Below are 20236 nucleotides of genomic sequence, written 5' to 3' on the forward strand. Positions count from 1 at the left end.
TACTCATGAAAGCCTTCGCCGATCTCCTCGATCGCCTGGTTCTGACGCCGAGCCGGAACGGCAAGCTGAAGCTGCTGACCGATTACTTCCGCGACACGCCGGATCCTGACCGCGGCTATGGCTTGGCGGCCATTGCCGGCACGCTCGATGTGCGCAACGTCAAGCCGGCGATGCTGCGCGAGCTGGTGCTGGAGCGGATGGATGCGGTGCTGTTCCGCTATTCCTACGACTACGTCGGCGATCTCGCCGAGACAATCTCGCTGGTCTGGGACAATGACGCCGATATCGAGCGGGCGCCGACAGATAAGCCAGGTCTCGGCCAGGTCATCGACGAGATGAATGCGCTCGGCCGCACCGAGGTGCGTGGGTTCGTGCGCGACATGCTCGACAGGCTCGATCCCTCCGGTCGCTTCGCCTTCCTGAAGCTTGCCACTGGCGCCATGCGCATCGGTGTGTCGGCGCGGCTTGCCAAGCAGGCGCTGGCTGAATTGTCGGGCAAGGACGTCACCGAGATCGAGACGCTGTGGCACGGGTTGGAGCCACCCTATGTGACGCTTTTCCAGTGGCTCGAGGGCAAGGGCGACCGGCCGCTGCTGGCAACGCCGGCGATCTTCCACTCCGTCATGCTGGCAAACCCGGTCGAGCCCGGCAATCTCGACGGCCTCGACCCGAAGGACTTTGCCGCCGAATGGAAATGGGACGGCATCCGCGTCCAGCTGTCGCGCTCGGGCTCGACGTCGAAGGTCTACTCGCGCTCGGGCGACGATATCTCCGGCGCCTTCCCGGACGTGGTGGACGCCATCACCTTCGAGGGCGTCATCGACGGCGAACTGCTGATCGGCGGCACCGCGCGCTCGAACAACCCGACCCGTACGTTCTCCGACCTCCAGCAGCGGCTGAACCGCAAGACGGTGAACGCCCAGATGCTCGCCGACTACCCGGCGTTCATCCGCACTTACGACCTGTTGTTCGACGGCGACGAGGATGTCCGCGCCCGGGGTTTCATCGAGCGTCGCAACCGGCTGGCCGAGATCATCGAGCACGCGCCGCACGACCGTTTCGATCTCTCGGCACTCGTCGATTTCACCGACTGGGACGAGCTCGACAGGCTCCGCGCAGCCCCCCCCGATCCTGTCATCGAAGGGGTGATGATCAAGCGCCGCGACAGCCCCTACACAGCTGGCCGCGCCAAGGGGCCGTGGTTCAAGTGGAAGCGAAATCCGTTCAACATCGACGCGGTGCTGATGTATGCCCAGCGCGGCCACGGCAAGCGCTCGAGCTACTATTCCGATTTCACCTTCGGCGTCTGGTCGACGACACCGGAGGGAGAGCAGCTCGTGCCGGTCGGCAAGGCCTATTTCGGCTTCACGGATGCCGAGCTGGAGGTGCTCGACAAGTTCGTGCGCAACAACACGGTCGAGCGCTTCGGTCCGGTACGGTCGGTGAGGGCGGAGCGTGAATTCGGCTTCGTGGTCGAGGTCGCCTTCGAGGGCATCAACCGCTCGAGCCGGCACAAGTCCGGCGTGGCCATGCGCTTCCCGCGGATCGCCCGTTTGCGGCAGGATAAACCGCCTTTCGAGGCCGATCGGCTGGAAACACTGGTGGCAATGATTGACGCCAAGACCTCTCCCGCCGAATATTAGCGTCAATGCGAATCCTCACCACAAAGTGAGTTGGCGCCGACTTTCAACCCGTGCAGACTTGGTCTGGCGGGGAACCACGACGGAGCTTTGACTTTGACTGATGTACCTGAGTTCTCCCACCGCCGCCGTGCTGTTCTGACCGGCCTTGCCGCAAGCGTGCTCCTTCCGATCTCCGCCCGTGCAGCCTCCGTTGCCTCCCGCGCCACCACGCCGCCTGCTGCTTCGACGACACCACCGGCGCCGGCGGCCGCTGCGCAGCCGGCCCCGGCTGCAAAGGCATCGGATGTTTCCAACACCGCACCGGCGCAGATGAGCGGCGATTATCAGCGGGAGCGCCGCAAGTTCCGCACCAACCTGCTCGTCAAGGGACCGGCGCCGGATAAATACGAAGCGCTCGTCGCTCCCGAAGGTGCAAACCAGATCTTCTACCGCAGCGGCTATGGCGGAGAGCTCGAGCTTGTCGCCTGGGTGTCGCGCTTCGAGCGCACCCGTACGCCGCGCCCGGCAGTCCTCTTCCTGCATGGCGGCAATGCGATCGGCCAGGGCCACTGGCAGCTGATGAAGCCATACATAGATGCCGGCTATGTGGTGATGATCCCCAGCATGCGCGGCGAAAATGGCCAGAAGGGTAACTTCTCCGGCTTCTACGACGAGGTAGACGACGTGCTGGCCGCCTCGGACCGGCTGCGCCACATGCCGGGCGTCGATCCGCATCGCATGTTCCTCGCCGGCCACAGCATCGGCGGCACGCTGGCCATGCTGACGGCGATGTCGACGCGGCGTTTTCGCGCCGCCGCGCCGATCTCGGGAAATCCGGACTCTTTCGCCTTCTTCAACAGGTACCCGCAGGATATCCGCTTCGACGACAAGGACCCGCGCGAATTCCAGATGCGCTCGCCTGTCTGCTATGCTCACAGCTTCAAGTGCCCGATGAAGGTGATGCACGGCTCGGAAGAGGTGCACTTCGTCACCCGCGTCGGCATCCTGTCGAAACGGGCCCGCGAGGCGCATGTCAACATGGACGTCGACGTCATCCCGGGCGGCCACTTTTCTGCTCTGCCGGCCGAAATCGAACGCAGTATCCAGTTCTTCAAGGGTATTGCGGCCTAGCCTGTCGCGCAAAAATGGGCGGCGTTATCCGCAGAACACCCGTATCACGGTCGATTTCGGGTTGGTGACACTCTCGAATGCTGTGCCGCTGTGGACAAAATTGAGACGCGTGGGCGTATCTGTGGCGACACGTTCCTGGCTGCCGTAGTGGCGGGAGTCTCCGGGTATTTTGAGCCCCACTGTCGCAGAGGATGGACCGCCTACGAACTTTTGATATCGGGATGCACCACAGGCATCCGAGGTCGATGCCTGGTTTGACGGGGACGTGGTTGAGCATGCACTCAGAAAAATCAGTGCCGAAAAGATTGATGCTATCGGTGAAGGTTTCAAGGTTGTGCCTTTTGCGTGATGGTTTGCTCTATCTCTGCTTTATCAGAGGCATAGACATTGCCACCCCATCATTGCCGATGCAACCGACCTGGTAAATCTCAACACAGGATAGAATATGGCGCCCTTCCCGTGGCCGTCGTCACGCTGGCATCATCCGTTCGATCAGTGACTGCGCCGCCTCGGCGATGACGGTGCCGGGCGGGAAGATCGCGTCGGCGCCGGCGGCCCGGAGGGTGGCGAAATCTTGAGCCGGAATGACGCCGCCGACCGCGATCAGGATGCTGGCGCCACCCCTGCGGGTGAGGGCGCTTTTCAACTCCGGCACCAGCGTCAGGTGACCGGCGGCCAGCGAAGACGCGCCGACGATATCGACGCCTTCGCGCACCGCAAGATCGGCCACTTCCTCCGGCGTCTGGAACATCGTGCCGACGACGACGTCGAAGCCGATATCGGCAAAGGCCGAAGCGATGACCTTCTGGCCCCGGTCGTGGCCGTCCTGGCCCATCTTGGCAACCAGAATGCGCGGCGCCGCACCCCGTGCTCTCCGGAACCCCTCGACGGCGGCAACGGCGGCGTTGAACACAGGATCGTTGTCGCCGACCTGGCTGCGGTAGACGCCGGAGATCGTCTGCACTTCGGCCACATGCCGGCCGAATGCCTTTTCCATCGCCAGCGAGATCTCGCCGACGGTAGCCCTTGCGCGCGCCGCCTTGACCGCGAGATCGAGCAGGTTGCCCTCTCCATTGCGGGCCGCCAGCGTCAGCGCATCCAGCGCCTGCTCCGTGGCGGCGGTATCGCGCAAACCCTTCAACTGCTGCAGCTTCGACAATTGCCGGGCGCGCACCTCGGAGTTGTCGATCGTCAGCACATCTACGTCGCGCTCCTCGGCGAGGCGGGAGACATTGAGCCCGACAACCACCTGCCGGCCGCTGTCGATACGCGCCTGCGTCCGGGCTGCGGCTTCCTCGATGCGCAGCTTGGGAATACCGGTTTCGATGGCTTTCGCCATGCCGCCGAGCGCCTCGACCTCCTCGATATGGCTTAGCGCCCGGGCAGCGAGATCGTGGGTCAGCCGTTCCACATAGGCCGAGCCGCCCCAGGGATCGATGATGCGGCTGGTGCCGGATTCCGTCTGCAGAAGGATCTGCGTGTTGCGGGCAATGCGGGCGGAATGATCAGTTGGCAGCGCCAGCGCCTCGTCGAAGGCGTTGGTGTGCAGCGACTGGGTATGCCCCTGCGTCGCCGCCATCGCCTCGACCATGGTTCTGACGATGTTGTTCATCGGGTCCTGCGCCGTCAGGGACCAGCCGGAGGTCTGGCAATGGGTGCGTAGCGCCAGCGACTTCGGATCCTTCGGCGCAAAATTCTTCTGCATCAGTGCCGCCCAGAGCAGTCGCGCGGCCCTGAGCTTTGCCACCTCCATGAAGAAGTTCATCCCGACGGCCCAGAAGAACGACAGGCGCGGGGCAAACTTGTCGATATCGAGCCCGGCAGCAACGCCGGCCCGCGCATAGTCGATGCCGTCGGCAATCGTGTAGGCAAGTTCAAGGTCAGCCGTCGCACCGGCTTCCTGCATGTGGTAGCCGGAAATCGAAATGGAGTTGAATTTCGGCATCCTTCGGCTGGTATAGCTGAAGATGTCCGAGACGATCCGCATCGAGGGCTGCGGCGGATAGATATAGGTGTTGCGGACCATGAACTCCTTGAGAATGTCGTTCTGGATGGTGCCGGACAACTTGTCCTCGGACGCGCCCTGTTCCTCGGCGGCAACGATGTAGAGCGCCATGATCGGCAGCACCGCACCGTTCATCGTCATCGAAACGCTCATCTCGCCAAGCGGAATGCCGTCGAACAGCTGCTGCATGTCGAGGATCGAATCGATCGCCACGCCGGCCATGCCGACATCGCCGGCGACGCGCGGATGGTCGCTGTCATAGCCGCGATGGGTGGCAAGGTCGAAGGCCACCGAAAGCCCCTTCTGTCCGGCCGCCAGATTGCGCCGGTAAAATGCGTTCGACGCCTCGGCCGTCGAGAAACCGGCATATTGGCGGATCGTCCATGGCTGCTGGACATACATCGTCGGGTAGGGGCCCCGGATGAAGGGCGCTGCCCCCGGATAGGTCTCGAGAAACGGGACATTGGTCAGTTCCGCCTCGCCATAGCGACGGTTGACGTCAATCCCCTCAGGCGTCTCCCAGGCATCACCGGTTTCGGCGACCGTCGGAAGGTTAGGGCGAACCCAGGGCAGGACTGAAAAATCAGGAATGCGGCTCATACGATATCTCCCAAGCCCATGACCGGCACGAGTGCCCCGCCACGCCCCTTCATCAACAAGCCCAAAGACCACAGCCACCGGCTCATCGATTTTCGAAAGGCACCGCCCCATTCGCCCTCATTCCTGTGCTCGTTACAGGAATCCAGCCAAGGCGCGTCTGCGCCTTGAGGGGGCCGGTGCCACAAGCGCAAGAGTCTTTTCCGCCCAAGGACTTGGGCGTGCTGGATTCCTGTGACGAGCACAGGAATGAGGGAGGGGGATGCGCTCTGTGTCGCAAGATGGTCCTGTTTCCAGGAGGGGGCTGTCAGGCCGCATGGTCGTAAGGCAGATGTCACTCGGCCTTCTTGGCCACCTATCGATAACCTGCGCCCCGGGGCCACTCCCTTTTCCCGAGCATCACCCCATCCTCCCTCATTCCTGCGCTCGTCACAGGAATCCAGCCAAGGCGCGTCTGCGCCTTGAGGGGGCCGGTGCCACGAGCGCAAGAGTCTTTTCCGCCCAAGGACTTGGGCGTGCTGGATTCCTGTGACGAGCACAGGAATGAGGGAGGGATCGGTACTGTCGTCGACTGTTTGGACATCGATATCCTCTTGCGGCCGTTGGCTTCGAGCCATCAAGTTCCGACCAGCGGCACCCTGTTCGACCATCATAATACCGTCTCCTCGTCCCGTCGCACCAGCCGCACGCCGACAGTGGCAACTGTGGTCCGAGGTCCCAGCACCGTGACGAGCCGCTCCTTTTCCGCAGCAAACAGTGTCGTCCCTACAATCAGTCCAGACGGACGCTTCTGTCGGGATTGCGCCACCATCGATGCCAGGCTGCCATTGGCGATGGCGGTCTGCAAGCCGCCTGCGCGTTCGATATCGCCGAACAGCGCCCAGGCTTTTGCCGCAAGTGCATCGGTCAACGCCTCGAGGCCGCCGGAGCCTGCGGATGGGTCGGAGACGTGGTCGAGGTGGCTTTCGGCGGTCAATATAAGCTGCGTGTTGCGCGCCAGGCGTCGCGCCAGCGGGTCGGGAATGCCGTGGGCGAGGGTGTGGGGGAGGACGGCAATCTCGTCGGCGCCGCCCGTGCCGGCGGCAAATACCGCGATGGTGTTGCGCAGAATATTGGTCTCGGGATCGCGTAGCGTCAGCATGCGGTAGCTGGTTTCAGTGAAAACATGCGGCCGTATCGCTGGATCGACACCGCAGGCTTCTGCGATGCGGGCAAAGAGCAGCCGCGCGGCGCGCACCTTGGCCATGGTAAGAAACTGGTCCTGGTCGGCGCAGAGGTTGAGACTGATGGCGCCGAGCACCGCTTCCGGCTCAATGCGCTCGGCCTCCAGGAGGCGCAGATAGGCAGCGATTGCCGCTGCCATGACGGCCAGTTCCTCCGCCTCGGTGCCGCCGGCATTATGGATGATCCGCCCGTCAGCGTTCAGGATGGTGCCGCCGCGTGCCAGCCCTTGCCGCTGCCGGAAGCGGGTGCCGAGGTCGGCCGTCTCGACAGGCCGTCCGCCAAAGGCCGCCGGGGTGAAGGGGTCGATGCCGAAATGCACTGTCTGCGGCAGGTACGCGCCGGACTGCATGAGGTCGTCGACGACGGAAACCGACTGGCCGCCCTGTTCCAGCCGCACCGAAACGGGATAGCCTGCGGTGGCGGCAAAGAGCGATGCGACAAGGGCCTCCTCGCCGGCACCGATCCCCGTACCAAAACCCTGGGCGCTGTCGTCAAACACCATGCTGACAGCCGTGGCGCCGTTGGCCAGATCGTCGGCCAGTTGCGACAAGGCGCGTGTTGCATCGGGATCGTCGATCCGCTGGGAGATCGCCCAGGCCGCCGATGGCTGGCGACGCGCGAGCGGTGTTGCAGCCACACGTCTTTCGTAGAGCGGCTGGATGGCGATACCGTCGTCGGTCGCAGACACCAGCGTGCGGTCGAAATCAGCGCCCTTCAGCGCCTTGCCAACCAGCGCCAGCCAAGCCTCGCGGTCTGTGGCGGCAAAAGCCTGCGGGTCGAGAATGTTCAGCGTCATACGATCCTCCTCAGGTCGTTCTAAAGGAGCGAGGCGGCGTCGAAAACAACACATTGGATGGTTTCTCAAAATAACTGCGCCACCCAGCACAATTTGGATGACAAGCCTGCCTCACTGCCTCACTGCCTCACTGCCTCACTGCCTCACTGCCTCACTGCCTCACTGCCTCACTGCCTCACTGCCTACTGCCTACTGCCTACTGCCTACTGCCTACTGCCTACTGCCTACTTCTGCACCCGACACCAGCCTCGCGCCAGCCGTGGCTGGCAGGGTGCTTTGGATTGCTCCTTTTGCGCGTTCTCGATGATGGCTGGTCCTATGCTCCTTTCCCGTTTGCTGTTGCTGGCTTCGACTGTCTCCTGCCTCGCGCTGGCAAGTTGCAGCATCATTCCCGACACCGGCGCCACCGATCCGGATCGCTTTGCCCAGGAAACCGCGCCGGTCTTCTACCGGCCGGAAGGCATCGATCCCGAGAAGGTCAAGCGCCTGCCGGTGCAGCCGGTGCCCCAGGTGCGCAATATCTACCAGACTCAGTTTCACCAGACCTATGGCCTGCCGGTTTCCAATCCGGTGCACCAGGCAATGTATGCCCAGCAGCACGAAGACGATTTCACGCTTCCGGCCATACCCTATTCCCGGATCGATCCGCGCTTCCTGCGCCAGGAGGTCAGCTATCAGTCGACCGAGCGGCCGGGCACCATCGTCGTCGATACCCGGAACTACTTTCTCTATCTGGTCGAGGGCAACGGCAAGGCGATGCGCTACGGCGTAGGGCTCGGTCGCGAAGGCTATGCCTGGGCCGGGCGGGGCGTGGTGCAGTGGAAGCAGAAGTGGCCCCGCTGGACGCCGCCGGCGGAAATGGTGGCGCGCGAGCCGGACATGCGACCGATCTCGGCCGAGCGCGGCGGCATGAACCCGGGGCCGACCAACCCGCTGGGTGCCCGGGCGCTTTATATCTACAACAACGGCAAGGACACGCTGTACCGTGTCCACGGGACGCCGGACTGGCAGTCGATCGGCAAGCCGACATCGTCGGGCTGCGTGCGCATGCTCAACCAGGATGTCATCGATCTCTACAATCGCGTGCCGGCCCATACGCAAATTGTCGTGATGTAGGCGTCTCAGTCTACTATTTTAGGAGCTGTTGCATAAGCGCGATAGCGGCGGAAGATCAGGCGCTTTAAAGGCTTGTTAAGCTTGAATGGTCTTCAATCGGCGAAACTGATTCGGCACTTGTCGTTTTTGTCCGCCCGACGCCCCCGCACCATGGAATGATGTTCACACATGAACCTGCCTTCGTCTCTTTCACGCCGTAAATTTCTGACCTTCGCCGGCATCGGCGCCGCATCAACGCTCGCCGGCTGCGCCTCTTCGGCCGGTCCCGGCGGCCAGATCATCGAATACCGCAACCCGATGCCGATGATCAGCGGCTGGCTCGGCGGCAACGGCTATCGGGGCGAACAGCCAGATCCGGCCGTGATCTACGCTGCAATGGAAGACAACGGCTATCTCCTGCCGGCCATTCCGTATCAGCAGATCGACCCGAAGTTCTGGCGCCAGCGCGTCATCAACGACACCGGACAGCCGGCCGGCATGGTCATCGTCGATACACGCACCCGCTTCCTCTACATCACCGAACCCGGCGGCACGGCAATGCGCTACGGCATCGGCGTCGGTCGCGAAGGCTTCGCTTGGCAGGGCACCGGCGTTATCCAGTGGCGCCAGAAATGGCCACGCTGGAACCCACCGGACGAAATGGTTGCCCGTCAGCCGGAACTTGTCAAGTATTCGATCAAGAACGGCGGCATGGGCCCGGGCCTGAAGAACCCGCTCGGCGCGCGTGCTCTCTATATCTTCCAGGGCAAGCAGGACACGTTCTACCGCCTGCACGGTAATCCGGACTGGCATTCGATCGGCAAGGCCGTATCGTCGGGCTGCATCCGCATGCTGAATCAGGACGTCATCGACGTCTACGACCGCGTGCCGGAAAAGGCACCGATCATGGTCATCCAGTAATAGGCCTTGAAAATGCGGGTCAGTCTGATTTTGTCAGATTGGCCCGCAACTGCTGCAGGCGGTCGCGAAGACCTGCCATATCGTCGATGCTGCAGCCGATGGTCTCGCCGATGGCGAGCATGATGCCATCGACCTCACTTTTCATCGCCTCTCCCTTGTCGCTCAACGACACGATAAGCTGGCGTTCGTCCTCTGCATCGCGTGTCCGGACGATAAGCCCGTTCTGCTCGAGACGCTTCAGCAGCGGCGACAGTGTTCCGGAATCGAGATCCAGCTGCTCGCCGATCGCCTTCACTGGCAGCCGGCTTTTCTCCCACAGCACCAGCATCACCAGATATTGCGGATAGGTCAGGCCGACGCGGTCGAGGATCGGCTTGTAGGCACGCGTAAACGCATGCGCCGTGGCGTAGACGGCAAAGCACAATTGCCGCTCGAGGCGTTTTTCCTCGTCGGGCACCACTCGTCTTGTCACGTGCTCTGCCATTTCATCCTGCCGTTCAGTTCCCATGTAATTGCCCACAGGGGCTTTCCAAAATCAAACCGCAAATATCTATTGCACACAATTAGATTTCGCGATATATAAAATCATCCAACCGAGCAAGATCGTCCAACCGAGAAGGAAACGCGATATGCCTATTCTCTACACCACCAAGGCTTCTGCAACAGGCGGCCGTGCAGGCCACGCAGCATCTGAAAACGGCGCACTCGATGTGACGCTGACGGTTCCGAAGGAGCTGGGCGGCGACGGCGCTGCCGGCACCAATCCTGAACAGCTGTTTGCTGCCGGTTATTCCGCCTGCTTCCTCGGCGCATTGAAGTATGTCGCCGGCCAGCAGAAGGTCAGCATCCCGGATGACACAAAGATCACCGCAACGGTCGGCATCGGCCCGCGCGAAGACGGCACCGGCTTCGGTATCGAAGTGGCGCTGTCCGTCCACATCCCGGGCATGGAAAAGGCCGAGGCTGAAAAGCTCGCCGCTGCCGCCCACATCGTCTGCCCCTACAGCCACGCAATGCGCACCACGACCGAAGTGCCGGTCACCGTCGCCTGAGCCAGCATTTGTTGTGAGACGAAGGGCCTTCTCCCAGCCGGGAGGGGGCCTTTTTTGTCCTGGAACAAGATGATGATGTTGGCGAGGAGCGCTGCCGCTAAACACAACGGTTGCGCATGAGGGGAAATCCCGAAACTGCTTCGAGCAAATCAAAGTCAAACTGCATGAGACCAGGATGACGAGACGGCGGCAAGGCGATAATCGCCGCCGTCCCACTTCATCGAGGCTAGATCAGACCAGTTGGCCGAAATCGGCAGGACTGAAGTCCTTGAGAGCGGCGGTTTCGCCCGAATGGATCTTGGCGGCCCAGGCCGGATCACTGATCAGCGCACGGCCGACCGCAATGAGGTCGAACTCTTCGCGCTCCATCCGGCGCACCAGATTGTCGAGACCGGTCGGCGTAGAGCTTTCGCCGCCGAAAGCAGCCATGAAATCGCCGGAGAGGCCGACCGAGCCGACGCTGATAGTGGCAGCGCCGGTGAGCTTCTTCGCCCAGCCTGCAAAGTTCAGGCCGTTCTCTCCGTCTATCTCGGCAAATTCAGGCTCCCAGAAACGACGCTGCGAGCAATGCAGCACGTCGACCCCGGCTTCGACCAGCGGCACCAGCCAGTCCGCCATTTCATCCGGGGTTTCCGCCAGGCGGGCCTTGTAGTCCTGCTGCTTCCACTGACTGAGGCGCAGGATGATCGGATAGTTCGGACCGACTGCGGCGCGGATGGCTTTGACAACTTCGATCGGGAAGCGCGAGCGTTCCTTGATCGACGTGCCGCCAAACCGGTCGTCGCGGACATTGGTAAGGCCCCAGAAGAACTGGTCGAGCAGATAGCCATGGGCGCCGTGGATTTCGAGTGTGTCGAAGCCCAGGCGCTTGCTATCTGCGGCAGCGCGCGCATAGGCGGCAAGCGTGTCAGCGATGGTCTCGTCGCTCATTGCCTCGCCGAATGGTGCGTCTGGAGCCTCGAGACCCGATGGGCTCTCGATCGGCGATGGCGGAACCCACTCGGTTCGGGCATTCCTGACGGCGCCGACATGCCAGATCTGCGGCCCCATCTTGCCGCCGGCTTTGTGGACGGCGTCGATGACGTTGCTCCAGCCGGAAAGCGATGCTTCGCCATGGAAGAACGGCACATTGGGATCATTCTTGGCGGCCGGGCGGTCAATCGCCGTGCCTTCCGAAAGGATCAGTCCGACTTCGTTTTCGGCGCGACGGCGGTAATAGGCGGTGACGTTGTCGCCCGGTACGCCGTCCGGCGAGAACGAGCGCGTCATCGGCGCCATGACGATGCGGTTCTTCAGTTCCAGCGACTTGACGCGGAAGGGCTGGAACAAGGAGGATACGTCTGTTGAACTCATGGAAAGGCTCCGCATTGATGATGCGGCAGATTAGTATATCCTGGATACCTAGTGTCAATCAGGCACTTTTCGGCCACTAGGTTGCTCAAAGGAAACCACCATGTCAGAACAGCAGGCGTTGTCGCGGGAAGCCGGTGGAGATATCGCAGCCAAGCCCCGGAAAAAGGTTCTCAGCGCCGCCGATTGCCCACACCGCCTGCTTCTGGAGCAGGTCGCCGACAAATGGTCGGTGCTGCTGCTGGCAGCCCTTTGCGACGGCCCCCTGCGCTTCAACGAGATCCGCCGTACGCTGGAGGGCATCACCCAGAAATCCCTGACCCAGAGCCTGCGTCGTCTCGAGCGCAACGGGATCGTCGACCGCCGCGTCATCGATACATCGCCGGTTGCCGTCGAGTACAGCATCACCCCCCTTGGTCATTCGCTGAAAACGCCTTTCCGCGCTCTCTACAGCTGGACGGTCGACAACCTGCAGGACGTTGAGAAGGCCCGCGCCCGGTTCGACCAGAGGAAGGGTGGGTGAGGAGATGTTGCGATTGATTGCGCGACTGCTATAAGCGGCGATCTTTGCATCAGGAGTAAATTTCGATGGCAGCCGATAACGACGAATACGTGTATGACGAGGCAACAGGCGACTGGCGTCCCGCGTCCGAAGTAAAGGCTGCCGGCGCTTCCGGTGCCGTCGAAGTGCGCGATGCCTCCGGCACGGTTCTGAAGGACGGCGATAGCGTCACGCTGATCAAGGATCTCAAGGTCAAGGGCGCAGGCCAGACCCTGAAGCAGGGCACCGTCATCAAGTCCATCCGTCTGACCGACAATCCGGAAGAGATCGACTGCCGCCACGACGCCATCAAGGGCCTCGTCCTGCGCACCGAGTTCGTCCGCAAGCGTTGATCGCCAAAGCCCCGGGATCAGAACCGGGGCTCACTCCGGTTTTCTCGTTTCACACCCGGCGCTTGCTACCGCTTCAGGCTGCCAAGAATACCCCGCACCAGCGCCCGCCCGACCTGGGTCGCCACGGTGCGGGCGACACTTTTGAGCGCCGCCTCCATCACCGTTTCCCGCTGATAGCCGGCCCGTCCGGCCGGCTTTTCCTTGGTCTCGTCCTTGTCTCCGCCAAAGCCGGGCAGGGTCCAGCGGCCCGAGGCGTTGTCGTTGTCGGCGGGCTGAGCCTGTGGGTGCTGCTTGGCGGCGTCCTGGTCCGCAGCCTTGCTGGCCCGGGCGATCAGGATCTCGTATGCGGATTCCCGGTCTATATCCTGGTCGTACTGGCCGGCGACCGGGCTGTTGGCCATGATCTTCTGGCGCTCGTCAGCCGTGATCGGTCCGACGCGGCCGGAAGGCGGGCGGATCAGCGTGCGCTGGACGATAGACGGCGCGCCTTTGCCCTCCAGCGTCGACACCAGCGCCTCGCCGGTACCGAGCGTGGTGATGACGGTGGCGCAATCGAAATCGGGGTTGGGCCGAAACGTCTCGGCAGCGCTCTGTACTGCCTTTTGCTCACGCGGCGTATAAGCGCGCAGCGCATGCTGTACGCGGTTGCCGAGTTGGGCAAGCACGGTGTCTGGCACGTCGAGCGGGTTCTGGGTGACGAAATAGACGCCGACGCCCTTCGAGCGGATCAGTCGCACCACCTGCTCGACGCGCTGCGTCAGCACTTTCGGTGCGTCGTCGAAGAGCAGGTGGGCCTCGTCGAAGAAGAACACCAGCTTCGGCTTTTCGGGATCGCCGATCTCGGGCAGTTCCTCGAACAGTTCCGACAGCAGCCAGAGGAGGAAGGTCGCATAGAGACGTGGGTTCATCATCAGCTTGTCGGCGGCTAGTACCGAGATCTGGCCATAACCGTTCTGGCTGGTGCGCATGATGTCGCTGATCTTCAGGGCCGGTTCCCCGAAGAAATGCTCGGCGCCCTGCTGCTCCAGCACCAGCAGGCCGCGCTGGATCGAGCCGACAGAGGATTTCGAGATCAAGCCGTACTGGTTGGAAAGCGCAGACGCGTTTTCCCCCATGTAGTTGAGCAGCGCCTGGAAATCCTTGAGGTCGAGCAGCGGCAATCCGCCCTGGTCGGCGATCTTGAAGGCGATGTTGATGACGCCTTCCTGTGCTTCCGACGCATCCATCAGCCGCGACAGCAGCAGCGGCCCCATCTCGGCAATCGTGGTGCGGACGCGGTGACCCTTTTCGCCGTAGAGATCCCAGAAGATCACCGGAAACTGCTCGAATTCATACGGCGAGAGGCCGATCTCCTCGGCGCGTTTCAGCAGGAAATCCTTCGGCTCGCCCCGCGCCGCAATGCCGGAAAGGTCGCCCTTGATGTCGGCGCAGAAGACCGGGACGCCGGCCCGCGAAAAGCCCTCGGCCATCACCTGCAGCGATACGGTCTTGCCGGTACCTGTAGCACCGGTCACCAGCCCGTGGCGGTTGCCGAACTTCAGCGACAGGTATTCCTTGCCGGCGATGCTGTCGTCCGGCTTGCGGCTGGCGCCGAGAAAGATCTGTCCCTTGTCGTCAGCCATCCGTCGTCTCCCCACCGGATCAGGCAGCCCTGCCGGCTGCGATCGTGTTTTACATTGCTTAGTTATAAAGGGGGTCTTCCGCAGGAACAACAACTTGCTGCGGGCACTGCCATAATCGCAGAAAAGCTATCTCCCGCTTCGCGTCGCCTTGAGTTGGCAGGCCAAACAAAATACGCTTGAGGCTACCCTTTAATCCCTGTGGCAGGAGAGCCCCATGAACGAAGTCGTAGACCAGATCGCCGCCAAGGCAGGCATCGCCCCCGATATCGCCGAACGCGCCGTCGGCATGATGCTCGGCTTCCTGCAGCGCGAGGCGCCGGATGGCCCCGTCTCGAAGATGATCACGGCGATCCCTGGCGCGCCCGATCTCGTAGCCCAGTTCAATGGTGCCGAGACTGGTGGCGGCGGCGGCCTGCTAGGAGGCCTCATGAGCGCCGTCGGCGCTGGCGGCGGCATCATGGCGCTCGGTCAGGAACTGATGAGCCAGGGGCTCGGCATGAGCGAGATCTCGGCGCTCGCCAAGGAAACCATCGCAGTCGCAAGGCAATATGCCGGTGACGAAGTCGTCGACGAGGTCGTCGGCTCGATCCCGGGGCTCAGCCAGTTCGTCTGATCCGGTAATATAAGGCGGCGGTTCGGAAAAATTCGGACTGTCGCCTATGCCTCATTGTCCAGCCATTCGCGCAGCGCGGCGTTGATGCGCGTCTGCCAACCCGGACCACCCTCGCGAAACCGCTCCAGGACATCCGCATCGAGCCGGATTGTCGTCGATTCCTTCGGTGTATCGATCAGCGGCCGACCGCGCCTGACGGGCACGCTCCTGAATTTCTCGATCCATTCGGGTGTGGAAAGGTCAGGCGCGTCGTCCTCGTCATGCCATTCTGCCTGCGTAGACTTTTCGCTCTCGGTCATTGGCCTTCCTCATGCTGATTATACGCTCATGACCATCGCGTGGTGTCCACACGACGATTATCATTCTGCCGTCAAGCCAACCAACGGTGATGAACCTCTGTTCGCCGTAGTCGGCTCGATCGTCTTCTCTGGTGAGGGTATCACCGGCAAAAACTTCGCTGCAGCGCGCAAAGTCCAGCCCACGCTCCCATAGGGCACCATTGCGTTTTGCAGGATCGAAAACAATCGCCATTTTTGTTACTACAAAAATCTATAATTTGCAATAACGATACGATAGCAACTTTTGCGAGCAATGATAGTCCCGACGAGGCCCGTTGCCCGGGCGCCAAACTTCAGCCGCCCTTCACCACCACCAGAAACATCCGCGGAAAGCGCAGCAGCACGCGGCCGTCGGCGAGTGGGGGGTAGGCTGCCCGGACCCGTTCCAGGTAGTCGGCAGTGAACTCATCGCGGTGGGTGCTGCCGGCGTTGTCGAGATAGGGGCGCAGGCCGGTGCCCTTGACCCATTCGACGATCGCTTCAGCATCGGCCATCGGGTGGTTGTAGATGGTATGCCAGATGTCGATGCGCGATGACTTGCCGATCAGCCGGTCGTAATAGACGGAGGGTTCGGCGAGGGGAGTGCGGCGGACGCTCTTTGCCTCGAACGCCGGACGCCAGGGCCCGGCATGCGTTGTCTCTTCCATCAGCAGGTGTGTCGGCTCGTTGAGATTGTCCGGCATCTGCACCGCCAGCACGCCGCCGGGCGCAAGGCCGTCCAGCAGCCTGTCGAAGATGTCGAGATGGTTGGGCAGCCACTGGAAGACGGCGTTGGCAAACAGCAGGTCGGTCTTTTCGCTCGGTTGCCAGGTCGCAAGATCCGCCTGCGTGAAGGTAGTGCCGGGCATCCGCCGGCGCGCGCTCTCCAGCATGTCGAGATCGCTGTCGAGGCCGGAAACCCCGGTGGCACCGAAGCGCTCGACGATCAGCTCCGTCGAATTGCCGGGTCCGCAGCCGAGGTCGATTGCACGGGCAACCGTTTCAAGCGGCACCTGCGCCAGCAGGTCGCGCGCCGGGCGGGTGCGCTCGTCCTCGAACTTCACATACTGGTTTGCCGACCACGCCATGTCATGTCTCCCTGTCTTTTCAGACAGACCATTGGCGCCAACTATGACGCCAGCATGACGTCAGGCCGGCTCCGCGACCCGGCTGATCCGCACCTTGGCGATGTTGCGGCCTTCCAGCTTGACGATCTCGAAAGCCAGGTCCTCGGAGGCAAAGTTCTCGCCCTCGTGCGGCAGGTGGCCGAGACGCCAGAGGATGAAGCCGGCCAGCGTCGAATAGCGGTCGTTTTCGTCGACGAGGTCGGCGTCGACCAGTTTCGAGGCCTGGCGGATGTCGATCCAGCCATCGACGGTCAGCGATCCGTCCGCGCCCCTCTCGATTGACAGTTTTTCGTCGTCCTCGTCCGGAAATTCGCCGGCGATGGCTTCAAGCAGGTCGGTCGTCGTCACCATGCCCTCGATCTCGCCGTACTCGTCGAGAATGACGGCAATCGCCTGGTTCGAAAGCCGCAGCTGCTCCATCAGCTTCAGCGCCGTGATGCTTTCATGCACGACGAGCGGCTGGCGGATCGACCGCGCCAGATCGACAGCGCCGTCCTTCAGGAGGTCGCGTAGCAGATCGCGGGCGCTGGCGATGCCGATGAAATTGTCGAGGCTGCCGCGCGCCACCGGAAAGCGCGAATGGCCGACGTCGAGGATCAGCTGCTGCAGTTCGGCCTGGGGCTTGTCGAGGTCGAGCCAGTCGATGTCGATGCGGGGCGTCATGATCGAGCGGGCAGAACGGTCGGCCAGTGCCAGCACGCCCTGGATCATGTCCTTCTCCTCGTTCGAGAAGACTTCGGCTTCGCCGGCCTGTTCGGCGATCAAGTCAACCGTCTGCCCGAGCGTGCCCTGAGAGCGCTTGCCGCCGAGCAGGCCCAGCACCGCGTCGGCGGTGCGGTCACGGATGTTGCTCGGCGTGATCAGCCGCTCCTTGCTGTGGCGTGCGAGCTGGTTCAGCGCCTCGATGATGACCGAGAAGCCGATTGCCGCATAGAGATAGCCCTTCGGTATGTGGATGCCAAAACCTTCGATGATCAGCGAGAAGCCGATCATCATGAGAAAGCCGAGGCAGAGGATGACGACGGTCGGATGCTTCGAGACGAACAGCGTCAGCGGCTTCGACAGCATAAGCATGACGCCAACGGCAATGATGACGGCCATCATCATCACCGCGAGGTCCTGCACCATGCCGACGGCGGTAATCACGCTGTCGAGCGAGAAGATCGCGTCGAGCACGACGATCTGCACGATCACCTGCCAGAAGACGGCATGGACCTGCTTCTTATCCTTGCTGTCCTCCTGGCCTTCCAGCCGCTCGTGCAGCTCCATCGTCCCCTTGAACAGCAGGAAGATGCCGCCGATGATGAGGATGATGTCACGGCCCGAGAAGCCGAAATTCATCACCGTGAACAACGGCGTCGTCAGCGTCACGATCCAGGCAATGGAGGCCAGCAGTCCAAGACGGATGACCAGCGCCAGGCCGAGACCGATAAGCCTTGCCGAATCGCGCTGTTGCGGCGGCAGCTTGTCCGCGAGGATCGCGATAAACACGAGGTTGTCGATGCCGAGAACGATCTCGAGAACGATGAGGGTGGCCAGACCGACCCAGACGGAAGGATCGGAAATCCAGTCGAAGATCATAGTTCTGCGTTGGCGGCCGCAGTCATTACAGACCGGCCACTCCCCTGTTTTGAGATTGGGTGATGTGTGTTTACGCTTAGATCGGCCGACGACGGGCGTCCACGCGTCGAAATGCCGATGGCTGGTGTCACGGACGAGGAGCGCCAGCGACCCGCTTCGCCGGGTCTACAATCGTCGCTGCCCTCGTCTGCCGGCATATCGCGCTCGGCATGGGGCAGGCTTGTACTGGATGGGTCGCTATCGGGCATCGGTGCAATCTGGCGTCGAACTGCTGTTTGCGCAAGGGGGAGAGGACGAAAACATCGGTACAGGCGAGGTTATGAACACACTGCATGCCAGCAAGCCGACCGCAGCGCGCTGCGGCGGTCGGCCTTGGATATTACGATGCCAGAATACGGATGCCGTGCTCGCCGGCGGCAACCAGAAATCGTTCGGCTTCCTCGTCGGACGCGACTTCCGCCTGCGGGCCGATGTCGGCAACTTCGAAATAGGTGGCCATGTCCTTGTCGATGATGGCCGAAAAGACGACGGCTTCGGGGCCGGTATTGCTGTAACCATGCGGCACGTTGCCGGGGATGGAAATGATGTCGCCAGCCTGCGCCTGCGTCTCCGAGAGGCCGGAGTCGGTCATCTGCTGCACAGTCAGCGTACCCTCGAGAATGCGGAACACTTCGGGGCTGGCATGGCTGTGAAGAGGCGTGCCGCCACCGGAGGGAACCGTGACGTCGAAGACGTTGAGCCACGTGCCTTCAAGGCGCGCCTGGCGCTGGACGTGGTCGCCGAGCACGAAAAGAGGCTTGGCCTGTGCTGCCGTATCGGCATGGGAGGAGTCGGACATGATGTCGCTTTCTTGTTTTTCTTCTTGAGGACGCGTCCGTTAAACCCTTCGACCACCCTTGGCAACCGTGCGGCCATGGTCATACGGACGGGCAGCCCTGCGTCATATTCACGGGTACGAACGCGGCATTGCAGTCTGAAGCGCATTCGAGCGACCTTTGGAGGTCGGCCGAACCAGCCGTGCATCGCCACCTTCGTGCCCTTGCAACTGAGTGCTAGCACGCTCTCCGATACAGACATGTGACAAGCAAGACATCGGAAGCGAGGCGTATGGCCCGAATGCAACCCGGCGACTAAGCGCTCCCGATGAAGCCGCCGACCGCGACGTCAAAACCGCGTGATGACGCTGATCCCGAGGCCTTCCGCCCGGTCGAGCGTCATCAGCGCGGGAATAGCCTCTTCCAGGCTGATCCGGCGCTGGATGAGCTTCTGCGGCGCGATCTTGCCGGCAGACAGCATGGCGAGCATCGCGTCGTAGCGCCAGGCCTGCATGCCGTGGCTGCCATAGATCTCGAGTTCCTGGCTGATCACCTGCGCCATCGGGATGGCCGGGGTCGCGTGCTGGCCGAGCATCAGCCCGACCTGCACGTGTCGGCCGCGTCGGCGCAGGTTGCGGATAGAGTTGAAGCAGGTCGTGGGGTGGCCGAGCGCGTCGATCGACACATGCGCGCCACCGCCGGTGATCTCGCGCACGGCCTCGGCGACATCCGAAACGGTGCCGGCATTGATCGTCGCCACCGCACCGCATTCGCGGGCAAAGGCCAGTTTTTCGTCCGAAAGGTCGATGGCAATGGCATTGGCACCGAGTGCGGTGGCGATCATGATCGCCGAAAGCCCGACGCCGCCGCAGCCGTGCACGGCGATCCATTCTCCGGGCTTGGTCTTCGCCTGGTCGGTGACGGCACGGAACGACGTGGCAAAGCGGCAGCCGAGGCTGGCCGCTGTCGCGTCGTCGATCGTCTCCGGAAGATGCACCAGATTGGTGTCCGCATAGTCGATCCCGACATATTCGGCGAACGATCCCCAGTGGGTGAAGCCCGGCTGGAACTGGTTCGGGCAAACCTGCTGGTTGCCGGAATGGCACTCGCCGCAATGGCCGCAGCCGGAGACGAAAGGCACGGTGACGCGGTCGCCGACCTTGAAGCGCACGACACCGCGCCCCGTCGCCACCACCTTGCCAGCCAGTTCGTGGCCGGGAACATGGGGAAGGGCGATATCGGGATCATGCCCCATCCAGCCATGCCAGTCGCTGCGGCAGAGGCCGCTCGCACCGACCGCGATGACCACCCCGTCTTCCGATGGCGTCGGATCGGGCAAGGTGCGGATTTCGGGTTTAGCCTCGAAGGCTTCGTAATACATGGCGCGCATCGGCAGTTCCGATTCGAGTGGGCGTTGGATGGTGTCCATGATGGCACGCCACCACGGCTGCTTCCACTCTGCGGCCCATCAATT

General features: G+C 62.4%; 19 protein-coding genes. 8 read left to right on the plus strand and 11 right to left on the minus strand.

Annotation, left to right across the window (positions count from 1 at the left end):
* The first annotated feature begins 5 nt into the window (after positions 1–5).
* Positions 6–1643: a cisplatin damage response ATP-dependent DNA ligase gene (locus J5274_RS09005; protein WP_142824301.1), complete on the plus strand. Its 1638-nt coding sequence runs from the start codon at positions 6–8 to the stop codon at positions 1641–1643.
* A gap of 87 nt (positions 1644–1730) precedes the next feature.
* On the plus strand, positions 1731–2753 hold the full coding sequence (locus J5274_RS09010) for a S9 family peptidase (RefSeq protein WP_224128066.1): 1023 nt from the start codon (positions 1731–1733) through the stop codon (positions 2751–2753).
* Positions 2754–3222: 469 nt separating this feature from the next.
* Here the strand turns inward: J5274_RS09010 and scpA are convergent, their stop codons facing one another.
* Together scpA and J5274_RS09020 are read right to left on the minus strand one after the other, a co-directional pair.
* Positions 3223–5358: a methylmalonyl-CoA mutase gene (scpA, locus tag J5274_RS09015; protein WP_219274929.1), complete on the minus strand. Its 2136-nt coding sequence runs from the start codon at positions 5356–5358 to the stop codon at positions 3223–3225.
* Positions 5359–6004: 646 nt separating this feature from the next.
* Positions 6005–7375: a methylmalonyl-CoA mutase family protein gene (locus tag J5274_RS09020; RefSeq protein ID WP_142824303.1), complete on the minus strand. Its 1371-nt coding sequence runs from the start codon at positions 7373–7375 to the stop codon at positions 6005–6007.
* Positions 7376–7693: 318 nt separating this feature from the next.
* On the opposite strand from J5274_RS09020, the gene J5274_RS09025 reads away from it, so the two are divergent.
* A complete protein-coding gene (locus J5274_RS09025; protein ID WP_142824304.1) occupies positions 7694–8491 on the plus strand; it encodes a L,D-transpeptidase in 798 nt (265 codons plus the stop codon).
* A 168-nt stretch (positions 8492–8659) separates the two neighbouring features.
* Positions 8660–9391: a L,D-transpeptidase gene (locus tag J5274_RS09030; RefSeq protein ID WP_142824305.1), complete on the plus strand. Its 732-nt coding sequence runs from the start codon at positions 8660–8662 to the stop codon at positions 9389–9391.
* Positions 9392–9410: 19 nt separating this feature from the next.
* Here the strand turns inward: J5274_RS09030 and J5274_RS09035 are convergent, their stop codons facing one another.
* Positions 9411–9899 (minus strand): MarR family winged helix-turn-helix transcriptional regulator, encoded by a 489-nt coding sequence (locus J5274_RS09035; RefSeq protein ID WP_224128065.1) that lies wholly within the window; start codon positions 9897–9899, stop codon positions 9411–9413.
* Positions 9900–10020: 121 nt separating this feature from the next.
* Here J5274_RS09035 and J5274_RS09040 point away from each other — a divergent pair, with 121 nt between their 5' ends.
* Positions 10021–10443 carry an organic hydroperoxide resistance protein gene (locus tag J5274_RS09040; protein WP_142824306.1) on the plus strand — a complete coding sequence of 141 codons (423 nt, stop codon included), beginning with the start codon at positions 10021–10023 and terminating at the stop codon, positions 10441–10443.
* A 231-nt stretch (positions 10444–10674) separates the two neighbouring features.
* Here the strand turns inward: J5274_RS09040 and J5274_RS09045 are convergent, their stop codons facing one another.
* Entirely contained in the window at positions 10675–11796 is a 1122-nt protein-coding gene (locus J5274_RS09045; protein WP_142824307.1) for an NADH:flavin oxidoreductase, read from the minus strand.
* Positions 11797–11896: 100 nt separating this feature from the next.
* Here J5274_RS09045 and J5274_RS09050 point away from each other — a divergent pair, with 100 nt between their 5' ends.
* Both J5274_RS09050 and J5274_RS09055 read left to right on the plus strand, forming a co-directional pair.
* Positions 11897–12316 carry a helix-turn-helix domain-containing protein gene (locus J5274_RS09050; RefSeq protein WP_142824308.1) on the plus strand — a complete coding sequence of 140 codons (420 nt, stop codon included), beginning with the start codon at positions 11897–11899 and terminating at the stop codon, positions 12314–12316.
* A gap of 65 nt (positions 12317–12381) precedes the next feature.
* On the plus strand, positions 12382–12687 hold the full coding sequence (locus tag J5274_RS09055; protein WP_142824309.1) for an alkylphosphonate utilization protein: 306 nt from the start codon (positions 12382–12384) through the stop codon (positions 12685–12687).
* Between the two features lie 65 nt (positions 12688–12752).
* Here J5274_RS09055 and J5274_RS09060 read toward each other — a convergent pair whose 3' ends face one another.
* On the minus strand, positions 12753–14309 hold the full coding sequence (locus J5274_RS09060) for a helicase HerA-like C-terminal domain-containing protein (protein ID WP_142824310.1): 1557 nt from the start codon (positions 14307–14309) through the stop codon (positions 12753–12755).
* A 214-nt stretch (positions 14310–14523) separates the two neighbouring features.
* On the opposite strand from J5274_RS09060, the gene J5274_RS09065 reads away from it, so the two are divergent.
* The gene (locus J5274_RS09065) at positions 14524–14922 is read left to right on the plus strand and encodes a hypothetical protein (protein ID WP_142824311.1); all 399 of its coding nucleotides are present in this window, start codon (positions 14524–14526) and stop codon (positions 14920–14922) included.
* A 44-nt stretch (positions 14923–14966) separates the two neighbouring features.
* Here J5274_RS09065 and J5274_RS09070 read toward each other — a convergent pair whose 3' ends face one another.
* From J5274_RS09070 to J5274_RS09095, 6 genes are all read right to left on the minus strand, one after another.
* Positions 14967–15221 carry a BrnA antitoxin family protein gene (locus J5274_RS09070; protein WP_142824312.1) on the minus strand — a complete coding sequence of 85 codons (255 nt, stop codon included), beginning with the start codon at positions 15219–15221 and terminating at the stop codon, positions 14967–14969.
* A complete protein-coding gene (locus J5274_RS09075) occupies positions 15181–15453 on the minus strand; it encodes a BrnT family toxin (protein WP_142824313.1) in 273 nt (90 codons plus the stop codon). The genes J5274_RS09070 and J5274_RS09075 overlap by 41 nt, the downstream gene beginning before the upstream one ends.
* Before the next feature lie 100 nt (positions 15454–15553).
* Positions 15554–16327 (minus strand): trans-aconitate 2-methyltransferase, encoded by a 774-nt coding sequence (gene tam / locus J5274_RS09080; RefSeq protein ID WP_142824314.1) that lies wholly within the window; start codon positions 16325–16327, stop codon positions 15554–15556.
* A gap of 60 nt (positions 16328–16387) precedes the next feature.
* Complete coding sequence (locus J5274_RS09085; protein WP_142832171.1) at positions 16388–17947, minus strand: TerC family protein; 1560 nt, start codon at positions 17945–17947, stop codon at positions 16388–16390.
* A 379-nt stretch (positions 17948–18326) separates the two neighbouring features.
* On the minus strand, positions 18327–18788 hold the full coding sequence (locus J5274_RS09090) for a cupin domain-containing protein (RefSeq protein WP_142824316.1): 462 nt from the start codon (positions 18786–18788) through the stop codon (positions 18327–18329).
* Positions 18789–19111: 323 nt separating this feature from the next.
* Complete coding sequence (locus J5274_RS09095) at positions 19112–20152, minus strand: zinc-dependent alcohol dehydrogenase family protein (protein ID WP_142832173.1); 1041 nt, start codon at positions 20150–20152, stop codon at positions 19112–19114.
* Positions 20153–20236 lie beyond the last annotated feature (84 nt).

Source organism: Rhizobium sp. L51/94 (genome assembly GCF_019355555.1).
Taxonomy (GTDB): domain Bacteria; phylum Pseudomonadota; class Alphaproteobacteria; order Rhizobiales; family Rhizobiaceae; genus Rhizobium; species Rhizobium rhododendri.

Excerpts from the sequence above, each read along its gene's own strand:
- J5274_RS09005 (WP_142824301.1), top strand. The coding sequence starts at position 6 with ATGAAAGCCTTCGCCGATCTCCTCGATCGCCTGGTTCTGACGCCGAGC.
- scpA (WP_219274929.1), bottom strand. The coding sequence starts at position 5,358 with ATGAGCCGCATTCCTGATTTTTCAGTCCTGCCCTGGGTTCGCCCTAAC.
- J5274_RS09020 (WP_142824303.1), bottom strand. The coding sequence starts at position 7,375 with ATGACGCTGAACATTCTCGACCCGCAGGCTTTTGCCGCCACAGACCGC.
- J5274_RS09025 (WP_142824304.1), top strand. The coding sequence starts at position 7,694 with ATGCTCCTTTCCCGTTTGCTGTTGCTGGCTTCGACTGTCTCCTGCCTC.
- J5274_RS09030 (WP_142824305.1), top strand. The coding sequence starts at position 8,660 with ATGAACCTGCCTTCGTCTCTTTCACGCCGTAAATTTCTGACCTTCGCC.
- J5274_RS09035 (WP_224128065.1), bottom strand. The coding sequence starts at position 9,899 with ATGGGAACTGAACGGCAGGATGAAATGGCAGAGCACGTGACAAGACGA.
- J5274_RS09040 (WP_142824306.1), top strand. The coding sequence starts at position 10,021 with ATGCCTATTCTCTACACCACCAAGGCTTCTGCAACAGGCGGCCGTGCA.
- J5274_RS09045 (WP_142824307.1), bottom strand. The coding sequence starts at position 11,796 with ATGAGTTCAACAGACGTATCCTCCTTGTTCCAGCCCTTCCGCGTCAAG.
- J5274_RS09050 (WP_142824308.1), top strand. The coding sequence starts at position 11,897 with ATGTCAGAACAGCAGGCGTTGTCGCGGGAAGCCGGTGGAGATATCGCA.
- J5274_RS09055 (WP_142824309.1), top strand. The coding sequence starts at position 12,382 with ATGGCAGCCGATAACGACGAATACGTGTATGACGAGGCAACAGGCGAC.
- J5274_RS09060 (WP_142824310.1), bottom strand. The coding sequence starts at position 14,309 with ATGGCTGACGACAAGGGACAGATCTTTCTCGGCGCCAGCCGCAAGCCG.
- J5274_RS09065 (WP_142824311.1), top strand. The coding sequence starts at position 14,524 with ATGAACGAAGTCGTAGACCAGATCGCCGCCAAGGCAGGCATCGCCCCC.
- J5274_RS09070 (WP_142824312.1), bottom strand. The coding sequence starts at position 15,221 with ATGACCGAGAGCGAAAAGTCTACGCAGGCAGAATGGCATGACGAGGAC.
- J5274_RS09075 (WP_142824313.1), bottom strand. The coding sequence starts at position 15,453 with ATGGCGATTGTTTTCGATCCTGCAAAACGCAATGGTGCCCTATGGGAG.
- tam (WP_142824314.1), bottom strand. The coding sequence starts at position 16,327 with ATGGCGTGGTCGGCAAACCAGTATGTGAAGTTCGAGGACGAGCGCACC.
- J5274_RS09085 (WP_142832171.1), bottom strand. The coding sequence starts at position 17,947 with ATGATCTTCGACTGGATTTCCGATCCTTCCGTCTGGGTCGGTCTGGCC.
- J5274_RS09095 (WP_142832173.1), bottom strand. The coding sequence starts at position 20,152 with ATGCGCGCCATGTATTACGAAGCCTTCGAGGCTAAACCCGAAATCCGC.